Origin of the sequence: Mycobacterium sp. 29Ha (assembly GCF_032883055.1) — a bacterium.
In the GTDB taxonomy this organism is placed as follows: domain Bacteria; phylum Actinomycetota; class Actinomycetes; order Mycobacteriales; family Mycobacteriaceae; genus Mycobacterium; species Mycobacterium gallinarum.
The window spans coordinates 151,446-163,743 of record NZ_JAMQTI010000004.1; the positions used below are offsets into that span (position 1 = coordinate 151,446).

The following is a 12,298-nucleotide window of genomic DNA, read 5'->3' on the forward strand; positions in this document are numbered from 1 at the left end:
CGACTGTTCTGTTCTGACAACGAGATTGGTGGAGATTGACGGTGGCGGTATTCAAGGACGAGGACGAGGTCTATGCCTTCTTGGGTGGGATCTTTCAACGGGGCTTGGAGAAGGAGGGACTGGCGGACAAGCTCGCAAATTCGGGTGTGGTGTTACGGGTGCACTACACCGATCCGGACGCGGTGGTAACGGTGGACATGCCGAAGAAGGTGGTGGAGACCGGAGCGGCCAGTACCGCGGTGCCCAACGTGGAGTTGTTCATGTCGGCGGACACTGGAAACAAGTTCTGGCTGGGCAAGGTGAACCTGACGATGGCGATGGCCAAGGGGACGGTGCGCGCAAAGGGCCCGGTGCCGAAGTTGATCAAGTTGATTCCGCAGGCCAAGAATCTGTTCCCCGAGTACCGGTTGATGCTGCAGAGTCAGGATCGGCAGGACCTCATCGATGCGTGACCGTCGCCTCATCAAGGGTTGTCGGGCGGGCTCTCGATGAGGAGCACGATGCAGGACGTTGCGTTGACGGTGCCCGCGATCGTGGCCCATGCTGCGGCAGTCCATGGCGATCGCGAGGTGTTGACCGCACGCGGACCCCAACAGATCTCTGGGGTGTCGTATCATGAGTTGGGGCAGCGTGCGGCGCGGTTGGCGAATGCGTTGCGCGAGATAGGCATTTGTGGAGACGAGCGTGTCGCGACGCTGCAGTGGAGCAACCAGGAGCACCTGGACTGTTACGCGGCGGTGCCGTCGATGGGTGCGGTGCTACATACGTTGAATCTGCGGCTGCCACCTGAACAGCTGACGTGGATCGCCAATCATGCCGAAGATCAGGTGATCATCGTCGACGGTACGGTGCTGAACCTGTTGGCGGCGGCGTTGCCGTCGATGACCTCGGTGCGCACGGTGCTGGTGACCGGCACGGGTGATCTTACCGCAGTGCAGGGCTGCGGAAAGGACGTCCTTCGCTACGACGATGTGGTGGCAGCCCAGCCGAGCACGTTCGACTGGCCCGACGTCGACGAGCAGTCGGCCGCAGCGATGTGCTACACGAGCGGTACTACCGGGCACCCGAAAGGCGTTGTCTACAGCCACCGTTCGACGTGGTTGCACTCTCAATCGGCGTGCACCTCGAACGCCTTGGGCATCGGTCATGACGACACGGTGTTGGCGATCGTTCCGATGTTCCACGCTAATGCCTGGGGGTTGCCGTATGCGGCGATGATGGCGGGGGCGCAGCTTCTGCTGCCTGACCGTTTCCTGCAGGCGGGGCCATTGGTGGAGATGATCGAGGCGGCCCGGCCCACGATGGCGGGCGCTGTGCCGACGATCTGGACCGATGTCTTGCACTACCTGCGCGACAATCCCGGCCACGACGTGAGTTCGCTGGAGATGGTGGCGTGCGGTGGTTCGGCGGTTCCGAGGTCGTTGATGACTGCCTATGACGAACTGGGCATCCGAATCGTGCAGGCCTGGGGGATGACTGAGACCTCCCCGCTGGCTGCGGTCGCTCTGCCGCGGAACACCGACACCCCGGAGAGGTCCCTTTACCTGCGGGGAACCCAAGGCAGGGTAGTGGCCGGTGTGCAGGCGCGCATCGTTGATGACAGCGGTGCAGAACAACCTTGGGACGGACTGTCGGTGGGGGAGATTCAGATCCGCGGCCCGTGGATCACTCAGTCCTATTACGAGCATGACAGTCCGGCGGTGTCGCCGGACGGTTGGTTATGCACCGGGGATGTCGGGACCATCAGCGCCGATGCGTTCATCACTCTCACCGACCGCGCCAAAGACGTGATCAAGTCTGGAGGGGAGTGGATCTCCTCGGTGGAATTGGAGAACGAGTTGGCCGCTCACCCTGCAGTACGCACCGCCACGGTGATTGGAGTGCCCGACGACAAGTGGCAGGAACGGCCGCTGGCAGTGGTGGTCCTGGCCGCTGACTGCACCGCCACCGCTGCGGAGTTGACTGAGTTCCTGCGTGCACGGGTGGCCAAGTGGTGGCTACCGGAACGGTGGGCGTTCGTCGCCGACGTTCCGTTGACGTCTACTGGCAAGTTCGACAAGAAGAAGCTGCGCCGCCAGCATGCCGACGGTGAGCTCGCCGTCGAGACGCTGGCGTGAACCATCCACTGCTACGGAAGCACCGACGTTGAGGAGAGGACACACATGAAAACACGCGCTGCCGTGCTCTGGGGCTTGGGAGAGAAGTGGGAGGTTGATGAGATCGAGCTGGATCCGCCCGGTGCGGATGAAGTGCTGGTCCGGTTGACCGCCAGCGGGTTGTGCCATTCAGACGAACACCTGGTGACCGGTGATCTGCCGTTTCCGCTGCCCGTCGTCGGTGGTCATGAAGGCGCCGGCACCGTGGTCGAGGTGGGTGCAGGTGTCGAGGACCTGGCCGAGGGCGATTCGGTCATCCTGACGTTCCTGCCGTCTTGCGGGCACTGCTCTTACTGCGCGCGCGGGATGGGAAACCTGTGCGACATGGGTGCGGCGATCATGATGGGACCCCAGATCGACGGCACCTACCGCTTCCATGCCCGCGGCGAGGATGTCGGCCAGATGTGCTTGCTGGGCACGTTCTCGGAATACACCGTGGTGCCGAAGGCCTCCTTGGTCAAGGTTGACCACGGGACACCGTTGGACAAGGCGGCCTTGATCGGTTGCGGTGTCACGACCGGTTACGGCTCGGCGGTACGCACCGGTGACGTGCGCGCCGGGGATACCGTGGTCGTGATCGGCGCCGGCGGCATCGGCATGAATGCGATCCAAGGCGCCCGCATCGCTGGCGCGTTGACCATCGTGGCTGTCGACCCAGTGGAGTTCAAGCGCGAACAAGCTGGCGGTTTCGGCGCGACGCATGCCGTTGCCACCATCGATGAGGCCTGGTCACTGATCAGCGACATCACCCGTGGCAAACTCGCCGACGTCTGCGTCTTGACCACCGACGTCGCCGAAGGGGCCTACACCGCTGAGGCGCTATCACTGGTCGGTAAACGCGGCCGTGTGGTCATTACCGCGATCGGACACCCCGAAGACACGTCGATGTCGGGCTCGCTGCTGGAATTAACGCTGTATGAAAAGCAGATCCGCGGTGCCCTCTACGGCTCGTCCAACGCCGCCCACGACATCCCGCGGCTCGTCGAACTCTACAACTCCGGACAACTCAAACTCGACGAGCTGATCACCCGTGAGTACACCCTCGATGAGATCAATGAGGGCTACGACGACATGCGGTCAGGCCGCAACATCCGAGGACTCATCCGATTCTGACAGAGCACCGAAAGCAGGGAAGCGCAAAACGGCACCAAGCGAGCTCAGTACAACGATGGCGATGCTGCGGGTCAGGGGCTCTCACCGTTGACGCTTTGATGCGGATAGCGATCGAAAGCAATGTTTCCCATAGTCATAGGCGGTCGAGCTGCGCGGGTGAGATTGGCTGCGGTCGACCAGTTCTGGCACCTACCGCCAGCCGCGACGCCTTGATGGAACGTAGCTTTCGATGAGTCTTAACAGTGCTATTGGACAAGAGAGGAAGCGGCGATGGCGAGGATTGAAATTCCCTATCCCCACAGGAGAGGAGGGCACTGTGGTTCCGGTGCGCTGCGTGACCTTACTGAATGGGCACAACTAGGATGGGGGACAGAAACACTCAGTGAAGGATTGGTCTTCACCCTCGGCGGAGCCTTGGACTTCTCGTACGTCCGCTCTACGCAATTGTTTCCCCAGATCTACCTGGTAGGACGAGGAAGCGACCTGGAAAAAGACTACCTCTCCCGAGTTGGTGCAAACTGCGTAGTGCGATCGACCGATGACGCAGACGTGGGATGGTCATTTGTTACCGACGAAGTCGACAAGGGCCGACCCGTCATGGTCTGGGCTGACATCGGCGAACTTCCTTACCTGCGCGTCCGATTGCACATGAGCCGTCACGACATCGTCATCACCGGATATGATGACGAACAAGGGGTTGCCTATGTGGTCGATAATGACCGCGAGACCACCCAAACGGTGGCTTATGACGACCTGCGCCGGGCGCGGTCCTCGGTAGGGTTCCCTACACCGACCCGGCACACCACATATCACGTCGACTGGCCGGAGCGAGTGCCCGACCTTGGGCCGATTGCCGCCACTGCATTAGCCGCGAGCGCAGCTTTCATGCGCGGCGGTGCCGTAGGTGCGCCGCTACTGCGCATCGAGGCAGCTGAAGTCGAGGCCTCCGGTTTGAAGGGTGTGCAGGAGTTCGCCGATGACGTACGGCATTGGCCAACGGTGTTTGATGACGACGCCCTGACCGCGGCATTGTTCGGGCTCGGGGCGTTCATCGAGAAAGCCGGAACCGGTGGCGGGCTCTTTCGTATGCTGCAAGCACAAGGTTGCCAGAATATCGCCGATCTCCTCGGGGACGCCGCCGCAGCCGAAGCGGCGGCCGCGGCCCGACACGCTTCCCAAGCGTGGTCTGAGCTTGCGGCCGCAGCCACCGATGCCGGCACATCGCTACGGAGTCGTAGTCTCGCTGCGGCCAAAATCGCCGCGACGATCCCGGACTCCGAAACACGCCTCGTCGAAGCCCTCGAAACGGCCAGTCGATCCGTTGGCACTGTCGATACCGGCCTCGAGGCTTATCTGAAAGGCTATCTGTGAGCGACACTTCAAACGAATCGAGTTTCCTGGAGACAACTGGGTTCCTCGATTGGCAGCACGACGATGTACAGCGCTTCACCGAGGACGCGGTCGGTGACGTTCGTGACCCTGTGCAGAAGGCGAGGTTGATCTTCACCGCTGTGCGGGACAGGATTTGGTACGATCCCTATAGCACCGACGACGATCCCGAGCATTATCGGGCGAGCTATGTAGCGACAGCGTCGAGGGCGTATTGCATACCGAAGGCGGTGCTGCTGACCGCGGCAGCTCGTGCGGCGGGCATTCCGGCCCGGCTCGGATTCGCGGACGTGCGCAACCATCTGCAGACCACCACATTGCGTGCCCGGATGGGAGGTACCGACGTGTTCGTCTACCACGGATATAGCGAATTACAACTCAACAACCGCTGGGTGAAGGCCACTCCGGCGTTCAATGCCGAGCTCTGCGCGCGATTCGGTGTACCTCCGATCGACTTCGACGGCCACACCGATGCGCTCCTCCATGCCTACGACGGTGGGGGAAGCCAACACATGGAGTACCTCAACGACCGCGGTTGGTACCACGATCTCCCCTTCACCGACATCGTTACAGAGTTGCATCACCGGTACGGCCCGCTCATGGCTGGCGCTGGAGCCCAGCGTGACGCCTTCTCCCAGGAGTTGTGAGGCGCTGCGGACTGTGTGCCAGTTCATTGTGACGCGATCTGGCCGGCTATGAATACACTGCAGTCCAAGGGATTACGGGCAGGACCAGATAGCCGACAGTGTCCTAATCGGAAGGTGTGTCGCAGCGATGATCTCGGCGGGCTAACGAGTCCTACATACATATCTACCGGCGATCAGCCCAGTCGACGCCGGCGCAATTCTTCAGTCGTGTGGTGAACCACGCGCTACGAGGGTCTATTTAGGAGGGTTTCGTCATCGAAGAGCAAGCGGAAGAAGATTCGGCCATCGCATGGTGGCATAGCTTTCAGGATCGTGCTGTCGCCGCCGACGGCGACTACCTTGATGCGCACCACCCGTGGTGCCTTGGTTGCGGCACAGACAATCCGCACGGTCATCGCCTGCGAGCGCGTCGGCATGGCGACGGGGTGGGTGCCAGGCATATCTTCGACGGCAGACATCGCGGCGCACCCGGTATCGCACATGGCGGCGCAGTCATGACCGTACTCGACGACATGGTGGGCATGTTGCTGTACGTCGTCGGTGAGATGGCCGTCACCCGCAGGTTCGATACCGAGTTCTACGCGCCGGTGTTGCTGGGGGTCCCCTACGAGGTCAGCGCGGAGCTGGTGTCCAAGACCGGCCGGAAACTCGAAGTCCGGACAGAATTGCGCGAGGAGACTACCGGTCAGCTAGTCGCGTCCGCCTCAGGGTTATTCGTCGTCGTCACGATGGCGCACTTCACTAGTTCCATACAGAAGGCGACTTCGACACCCTGCATTGTGCGGTCACCCAGGGAGGGAAGATGCTGAGCACCAGCCTTGGAGGTGGCGCACGGCTGGCCGCGCGCGTTCCACGTCTCTTACCCCGCTCGACGCAAACATCATCAACGCACTCATGTACCTGGTCGCCGAGGATCACCTCCACCAGACGGCGGCCACGGGTCAGCGCCGTCGTATTCGACGGCCCGCGCCCGCGCACAGGAGACCGGTCATGAGCACCTACGGCCTGTCGGTTCTCGGCGCGGATTTGAAGTCACTGGCCCAGACCGCACACGCCGCCGATGCGGCCGGGTTCGACGCCGTATGGGCCTCGGAGTTCTACTCCCGGTCGGGTTCGATCTCCATGGCCGCGATGGCCAACTGCACACAGAACTGCCGGATCGGTTCCTCCATTCTCTACGGCGTCGGCCGAAGCCCCCTGGTGCTGGCCACCGAGGCGCGTGATCTCGACGAACTCTCCAACGGACGGCTGGTGCTGGGCATCGGCAACGGCACCAAGCGGATGATGAGCGACTGGCACGGCGTGCCCGACACCTCCGCGCCCGCGCTGCGGATGGAAGAACTCGTGATGCTGCTGCGCCGGATATGGAACCTGCATGAAGGCCCGATCCATCACGAGGGTCGTTTTTACAGAATGAATCTCACGCCGACCGGCGACGTGGGACCCTCCAGCCGGCCGATCCCGATCGTCACCGCCGGTGTCCGGCCTCGGATGTGCGAGGCGGCCGGGCGGGTGGCCGACGGGCTGGCCGGACATCCCCTGTTCACCACCACCTACGTCGAGGAGATCGTCCGGCCCGCTATCGCCAGGGGTGCCGCGCACACCGGCCGCGACCCCAATGACGTGGAAATCATTTCCATGGTGATGTGCGCCATCCACGACGACGCCGAGGTCGCCAGGCGCGAACTGGCGCAGCAGATTGCGTTCTACTCCTCGGTCAAATCCTACGAGACGGTACTTGATGTGAACGGCTTCGCCAGCGAAGGCCGAACCATCCGGGAAGCATTCGCCCAGCGCGATTTCCCGGCGATGTTCGCCGCGGTGTCCGAGGAGATGATCGACACCATGGGCGTCGCGGGGACGGCACACGAGGTCCGTGAACAGCTGAGACGCTACGACGGCGTCCTCGACCACATCATGCTGTATTCACCATCGGTTGGCATCGCTCCCGAGCGCGTGCAGCAAAACCTCGACAGCATCATTCGGGAATGCTCGCCCGCCTCGATGTCGCCAGGGCAGTCCGGTCCACGTTCAATCTGATCCACGCATTGCCGCCGAAGTTGACCCGTCCCCGTCCGCGGTCGCATTTAGTGCGTCTGTCGCGCCGACCCCGCCGACGGTTGTGCGGCGTTGTTGAGGATGTTGGCGTCGTCGCTGTCGGGGAGGTCGTGGCGGACCACGCGTACCCGCCCCCGGGGTAGGCATGCCATGTAGCCGTGGCGCTTGCCGTACAACTCCCATGCCGTTTCCTCGGAATCGGGGTCGACGTCGATGCTGTGTCCACGCGAGAACCTCAGGTGTAGCCCTCCATCGTCGCCGGACCAGGCCTGAGTGCACACCGCGCCGGCGAGGTTCAACAACGGGCGTTCGTCAGTCGCGATCTTGAGTGGATCGATGCGTACCGCTTCTGCGGGATACGGGTCGACCGCAGGCAGTGTCAGCAGCAAGGGGCACGAGATGACAATCTCGTTGTAGTCGTCCAGGTCCAGGACCAGGCCGTCGCGCACGGAGACGCGTTGCACGACACAATTTTCGATCCATTGGGTATACATGGCACTCTCCTTCGCCGCGTCATCGAGCCTCGCCCTAAGGGTACTTCAGGTAGCGCTGCGATACTACTAGTATCGTTATGCGGTTTCCGCGGGTCGTGCGCGGCTGGTCACCACGCGCCGAGTGGCCAGGTCGATGCGTTCGCGAGTATCGGCGGCCGACGCTCGGTGGCCACAAAAGGCCACGAGGTTGGCCAGCCACACGTCGGAGATGATCGCGGCGATGTGTAAATCGGCTGGAGTCGGTTCGCCGCCCCTGAGCGTGCGGGCCAGCAGGGTCTGAATTTCGGCGGCGGCGCAGTCTAGTTCTGCGGCTGCCCGGGTGTCTGCAACGGCGAACGCTCGTGTCATGGCTGATGTCAGCCAGGGATCGCGCTGCCAGCGGTCATGTAGGTGTGTGGTGAGACGTTCGAGCCGTTCCAATGGCGTGCCGTCACCGCTAGCCCAGTCGTCAGCCGAGTCGAGTCGGCGAAACTCGCGCGATAGCGCCGCCACCAACAAGTTGGTCTTCGCCGGGAAGTGGCGGTAGAGCGTGCCGACGGCGATACCGGCCCGCTCGGCGACCGACCGCATCTGAACCGCCTCATAGCCACCTGACGTGGCCACGAGCAGGGCCGCGTCCAGAATCGCTTCCCGGCGCTGGGTGGATGAATGCGAGGCGGGCGCTACAGCGGTCCGCGTCCGGCCGCCGGCTGATTTTGCCTCCAGCGGTCGGGTTTTGCCATGGCTGCGAGAAAGGGGGAGCGTCATGGTCGCCCGTCGTCGAGGCCGCCGTGACGTGAGAACTGTTCGAGAAGGCCGCCAAAAGCACTGACGTCGCCGTGCGCAGCGAAGTGATCCTGGCTGACCGCGACAAATACCGCAGTGGCGGTGAAGCGGTTGGCCCCATCGGAATCAGTGCCCGTCGCCATGACGTGCAGAGCCCGTCCTTCGCGGCACCGGATGTGGGCGGTGATCCTGTGGGGTTGATGCAGAGGTACCGGCCGCAGATACTCCACTGTCAGGCTGCGAGTCACCGCTGGTGTGCCGGCGATCCACAATGTGAATCCCAAGACGTCATCGCACGCCGCCGCAACTGCTCCGCCATGGGCCAGCCCAGGAGCCCCGATGTGGCGCTCGTCGAAAATCACGTCGGAGTACACCGCGTCGCCGCGGCGGTGCACCACCAACTGCAGTCCGTGGGGATTGTCGGGGCCGCAACCCATGCACGTTGTCGTGTGCGAAGGTAACCGCTTCGGCAGCGACGCGCTTTCCGGCACAATCACGCTCCAATACTATCGGTTTCGCTTCGATACCGTTAGTACCACACTGCTAGACTGCCAGGACAGCATCGCGTGAAATCGACCGCCGAGGTGAATGAGTGAGCGACAGTCAGCCAGCGCCGGTCCCTGACGATGACGTGGACCCGCGGCGAATCCGGTCTCGAAATCGACTGCTGGATGCAGCCGCGACCCTTCTGAGCACTGGCGGCGTGGAAGCCGTCACGATCGATGCCGTCACCAAAGCGTCCAAAGTGGCCAGAACCACGCTTTACCGCCATTTCCAAAGTTCGTCGCACCTGCTCGCAGCCACGTTCGAACGCTTGCTTCCCCAGGTGGCGACTCCGGTACCGACCAGCGGCCCTCTGCGTGACCAGTTGATCGAATTGCTAAGCCGCCAAGCCGCTCTTTTCAACGACGCGCCACTGCATGTCACGACGCTGGCATGGCTGTCCCTTGGTCCCACCGGCCCGACGAACGAAGCCGATGATCGACACACATCCGGCGCGTTGCGGGCCCGAGTCGTCGACCAGTACCGGCAACCGTTCGACGCCATACTCTCTAGCCCGACGGCGCAAGCCGAGTTGGAGAACTTCGACCGAGAACTGGCGCTGTGCCAACTGGTCGGCCCACTGGCGTTTGCCCGGATGACCGGGATTCGCGGCATCACTCACGACGACTGCGAGAACCTCGTCGATGGCTTTCTCGCCGCCCACTGCAAGAGCGACGATGGCGAGACCAAGCGCGTGAAGGCCGCCAGTCTGCATGCAGGGCGACCGCTCGCATAGCCCTCTAGCGGCAACGAGTTTCACTGCGCCCAGTCTGGCTGGTCTTCGAACTTTCCTCTGCACTCCAGTCACGTCGGCGATGGCACCGGCGAAATGTTCGCCGTCACTCGCTAGGGGCCGTGCACGCAGATCGCAGGCATGCCCACGACGACTATGTCGGGCCAGGCGACGTGAACCGCCTCAGCGTTCGCAGTGCGGTTGCTCGCGTTGAGACCCCGTAGCACTTTCGTCAATGGCATTGCGGATCGATGCGTGTTTATCGTCCGACGAAAAGTGATCGTGCTGGCCCCAGAGTGCAAGAGGTGTGTCGGAATTGGAGGAACTGGCTGGCAGGGATGGCTTGGTGGCAAGCGGGGCGGGTTACTCGGCAGTGACGACAGCGGCCGGGGCGCGCCATCGGAAGTGACGCTGAGCGACGCGCGGAACTGAGACGAATGTGGCTGTGGTCGTGGACGAAACCTCGTGTTGCTTCGTAGGTTGTCGACATGACTGCTGTGTCGAAACTGGAGGCGCGTCGTCGCGCCGTCGAGGCGCAACGCCGAGCGAACGAAGTGCGAGCGCAGCAGGACCGTGCCAACGCCGATGACGCGACCGCCGTTCGGGCGTTGATCGGACGCCTGCAGGATGTGGACGAATGGCAGGCCCGTCGCGTCGCGCAGTCTCGCCAGCAAGCGGAGGCGGAGGCGCAGCGCAGGCGCAGCCGCTATTACGCGGAAGCCTGTGCATCGATCAAGGACATGCGGGAACGTGGCGCGACGTTGGCGGCTATCGCCGAGCTGGTCGGTGTTGATGTCAGAGAGATACGCGCGCTGCTGCGCAGCAAGGCGGCGAAAGCCGTTAAGAAGCAACCGGCTGCGCGCGCTGATGCATGGCGCGACGCTCGTGTGGACACGGAGTGGCCGCGGTGCGTGCGATGCGATGTGTTGATGATGGATCCTGAAGACAGGCCACGTCGCGGACGCTGCCGGCTCTACTGCTCGGACACGTGTCGGCGCGACTCATCTGCTGCACGCATGGCTGCCGAGCGCCACGGAACGCCGATCCGCGTCGTCGAGGTGCCGAGGGCCGGTTCCGCGACCGACCTCGCCCTGACGCCTGAAGATTCACCGGCTCCTGTCCCTGTCAGCGCGCTCGACGCCGCAGACATTGCCTCCCGGGACGAGCGGGCGCTGTGCACGCTGCTAGCGAGGCTCACGGAACGGGCACGGCACAAGGACCTCGACCGAGCGACTCTGACGGCGGCGCGTGATCTCGCCAAAGCTGTTTATCCGTATCGCGCCTGAACGGCTCAGCAACCGTATCGATCATCTGGTCGTCAACGCCCGTTGTGCCCGCGTGATGCGCGCTGCGTAACCTGGGTCACGTGGCAGATAACCCGCCAGGCAATCGATGTGCGTCCTGCGCAACATCGGCATCGGCGTTGCCGAGCGCCCTAGGGCGGATCCGTCGCCAGTGAGCGCAGTCGCTCGTAACCTGCCTTCTGACTCCGCGATCCGGCCGGGAGCGGACCGCGGCGTGCTTCGATAGGTACGTGGGGCCACCCTGTCCGAAATCAGCTGTGCGATTGGTGAGGCGGACACCCCGAGTGGGTCTATGCAAACCGTCCGCGCTCGAGAGTCGGCGCTTCGATGGGTACCGACGCGCGATAGAGTCGCACGGGGCATTTGTCGACCGTGAGGAAATGGATTGGTTCCCAAGTAATCCCGGCGGCGTTCAATGACTTCCGATGGGACTTCCATTCGTCGCGAAGCGGTTTCTTCTCCGACGGTCCGAAGCGGACGTCTGTCAGCACGAGTAGTCGCACACGCTTCGGATACAGTGTGGTCCCCTCGACGATCTCCAAACGAAGCTGTTCGACGTCATCGCACCAGTCCTGCGACTTCTTCGCCTTCGAAATGAGTTTGCGCAGAGCTTCGAATACCGGACCGGCAAGCGCATCGTGCACAGCAGGCCGGCCAAGTTTGCTGGCAAGGCGCTGTCCGAGAATGAGCTCGTCCTCAATCGAGGCGAACCCCACGACCGGTTCCTGCGCAGCGAGCAAACCCTTGCTGACCGGAACGATCGCGCGCAGGTCCACGGCCCAAACCGCTCCAGGAACCGGAGGCTCACTTAGCCAGACGTAGTCGGAGAGCTGATGGTCTTTGATCTGCTGGACCTTCTCCGTCGAAAAGACTGAGATGTCGCGTACCGGGCATGCCTGCACCAGCGGATGCCGCATCCCGGGACCGCCCGCAATGTCGCAGGTCTGTGACACCACCGCGGCATACCCGCTGTCACTCAATGGTGCTGACCGAGCACGCACCTCACCCAACGCTCCATCGGCAGCGGGTTCTCCGGTTACAGGGTCGTCTACCCACGCTGGGACGATCCATGCGCCGCGATCCATCGGGAGAAGAT

At 63.0% G+C, this 12,298-nt stretch carries 14 protein-coding genes; 9 read left to right on the forward strand and 5 right to left on the reverse strand.

Going from position 1 to position 12,298, the window contains the following annotated elements:
- The first annotated feature begins 41 nt into the window (after window positions 1-41).
- From M1248_RS06975 to M1248_RS06995, 5 genes are all read left to right on the forward strand, one after another.
- Window positions 42-452 (forward strand): SCP2 sterol-binding domain-containing protein, encoded by a 411-nt coding sequence (locus tag M1248_RS06975; RefSeq protein WP_067992196.1) that lies wholly within the window; start codon window positions 42-44, stop codon window positions 450-452.
- Between the two features lie 36 nt (window positions 453-488).
- Window positions 489-2,117 (forward strand): fatty acid--CoA ligase, encoded by a 1,629-nt coding sequence (locus M1248_RS06980; RefSeq protein WP_068001990.1) that lies wholly within the window; start codon window positions 489-491, stop codon window positions 2,115-2,117.
- Window positions 2,118-2,162: 45 nt separating this feature from the next.
- The gene (locus tag M1248_RS06985; RefSeq protein ID WP_067992199.1) at window positions 2,163-3,269 is read left to right on the forward strand and encodes an NDMA-dependent alcohol dehydrogenase; all 1,107 of its coding nucleotides are present in this window, start codon (window positions 2,163-2,165) and stop codon (window positions 3,267-3,269) included.
- Between the two features lie 270 nt (window positions 3,270-3,539).
- Window positions 3,540-4,640, forward strand: a complete 1,101-nt coding sequence (locus M1248_RS06990; protein ID WP_067992202.1) for a BtrH N-terminal domain-containing protein — start codon at window positions 3,540-3,542, stop codon at window positions 4,638-4,640.
- Window positions 4,637-5,305 (forward strand): transglutaminase-like domain-containing protein, encoded by a 669-nt coding sequence (locus M1248_RS06995; RefSeq protein WP_043985051.1) that lies wholly within the window; start codon window positions 4,637-4,639, stop codon window positions 5,303-5,305. Before M1248_RS06990 ends, M1248_RS06995 begins: the two co-directional genes overlap by 4 nt.
- Window positions 5,306-5,529: 224 nt before the next feature.
- On the opposite strand, the gene M1248_RS07000 is transcribed toward M1248_RS06995, so the two are convergent.
- The gene (locus M1248_RS07000; RefSeq protein ID WP_162291742.1) at window positions 5,530-5,763 is read right to left on the reverse strand and encodes a hypothetical protein; all 234 of its coding nucleotides are present in this window, start codon (window positions 5,761-5,763) and stop codon (window positions 5,530-5,532) included.
- Here M1248_RS07000 and M1248_RS07005 point away from each other — a divergent pair.
- On the forward strand, window positions 5,731-6,114 hold the full coding sequence (locus M1248_RS07005; protein ID WP_078281697.1) for a PaaI family thioesterase: 384 nt from the start codon (window positions 5,731-5,733) through the stop codon (window positions 6,112-6,114). The genes M1248_RS07000 and M1248_RS07005 overlap by 33 nt on opposite strands.
- 181 nt (window positions 6,115-6,295) lie before the next feature.
- The gene (locus tag M1248_RS07010) at window positions 6,296-7,345 is read left to right on the forward strand and encodes an LLM class flavin-dependent oxidoreductase (RefSeq protein ID WP_062655119.1); all 1,050 of its coding nucleotides are present in this window, start codon (window positions 6,296-6,298) and stop codon (window positions 7,343-7,345) included.
- 47 nt (window positions 7,346-7,392) lie between these two features.
- On the opposite strand, the gene M1248_RS07015 is transcribed toward M1248_RS07010, so the two are convergent.
- The 3 genes from M1248_RS07015 to M1248_RS07025 all read right to left on the reverse strand — a co-directional run bounded on the left by M1248_RS07015 (window position 7,393) and on the right by M1248_RS07025 (window position 9,059).
- Window positions 7,393-7,857: a DUF6188 family protein gene (locus M1248_RS07015; RefSeq protein WP_062655118.1), complete on the reverse strand. Its 465-nt coding sequence runs from the start codon at window positions 7,855-7,857 to the stop codon at window positions 7,393-7,395.
- Between the two features lie 75 nt (window positions 7,858-7,932).
- Window positions 7,933-8,604 carry a TetR family transcriptional regulator gene (locus M1248_RS07020; RefSeq protein ID WP_067992207.1) on the reverse strand — a complete coding sequence of 224 codons (672 nt, stop codon included), beginning with the start codon at window positions 8,602-8,604 and terminating at the stop codon, window positions 7,933-7,935.
- Window positions 8,601-9,059 (reverse strand): PaaI family thioesterase, encoded by a 459-nt coding sequence (locus tag M1248_RS07025; RefSeq protein WP_218620378.1) that lies wholly within the window; start codon window positions 9,057-9,059, stop codon window positions 8,601-8,603. The genes M1248_RS07020 and M1248_RS07025 overlap by 4 nt, the downstream gene beginning before the upstream one ends.
- A 155-nt stretch (window positions 9,060-9,214) precedes the next feature.
- Here M1248_RS07025 and M1248_RS07030 point away from each other — a divergent pair, with 155 nt between their 5' ends.
- Together M1248_RS07030 and M1248_RS07035 are read left to right on the forward strand one after the other, a co-directional pair.
- Window positions 9,215-9,901 carry a TetR/AcrR family transcriptional regulator gene (locus M1248_RS07030; RefSeq protein ID WP_067992211.1) on the forward strand — a complete coding sequence of 229 codons (687 nt, stop codon included), beginning with the start codon at window positions 9,215-9,217 and terminating at the stop codon, window positions 9,899-9,901.
- Window positions 9,902-10,386: 485 nt separating this feature from the next.
- Entirely contained in the window at window positions 10,387-11,184 is a 798-nt protein-coding gene (locus M1248_RS07035) for a hypothetical protein (protein ID WP_067992214.1), read from the forward strand.
- A gap of 308 nt (window positions 11,185-11,492) precedes the next feature.
- Here M1248_RS07035 and M1248_RS07040 read toward each other — a convergent pair whose 3' ends face one another.
- Window positions 11,493-12,287 (reverse strand): hypothetical protein, encoded by a 795-nt coding sequence (locus M1248_RS07040; RefSeq protein ID WP_070953155.1) that lies wholly within the window; start codon window positions 12,285-12,287, stop codon window positions 11,493-11,495.
- Window positions 12,288-12,298: the final 11 nt, after the last annotated feature.

Bases quoted from the DNA above. Each gene is read 5' to 3' on its own strand.
- M1248_RS06980 (WP_068001990.1), top strand. From the start codon at position 489: ATGAGGAGCACGATGCAGGACGTTGCGTTGACGGTGCCCGCGATCGTG.
- M1248_RS06985 (WP_067992199.1), top strand. From the start codon at position 2,163: ATGAAAACACGCGCTGCCGTGCTCTGGGGCTTGGGAGAGAAGTGGGAG.
- M1248_RS06990 (WP_067992202.1), top strand. From the start codon at position 3,540: ATGGCGAGGATTGAAATTCCCTATCCCCACAGGAGAGGAGGGCACTGT.
- M1248_RS07000 (WP_162291742.1), bottom strand. From the start codon at position 5,763: ATGTCTGCCGTCGAAGATATGCCTGGCACCCACCCCGTCGCCATGCCG.
- M1248_RS07010 (WP_062655119.1), top strand. From the start codon at position 6,296: ATGAGCACCTACGGCCTGTCGGTTCTCGGCGCGGATTTGAAGTCACTG.
- M1248_RS07015 (WP_062655118.1), bottom strand. From the start codon at position 7,857: ATGTATACCCAATGGATCGAAAATTGTGTCGTGCAACGCGTCTCCGTG.
- M1248_RS07020 (WP_067992207.1), bottom strand. From the start codon at position 8,604: ATGACGCTCCCCCTTTCTCGCAGCCATGGCAAAACCCGACCGCTGGAG.
- M1248_RS07025 (WP_218620378.1), bottom strand. From the start codon at position 9,059: ATGGGTTGCGGCCCCGACAATCCCCACGGACTGCAGTTGGTGGTGCAC.
- M1248_RS07035 (WP_067992214.1), top strand. From the start codon at position 10,387: ATGACTGCTGTGTCGAAACTGGAGGCGCGTCGTCGCGCCGTCGAGGCG.
- M1248_RS07040 (WP_070953155.1), bottom strand. From the start codon at position 12,287: ATGGATCGCGGCGCATGGATCGTCCCAGCGTGGGTAGACGACCCTGTA.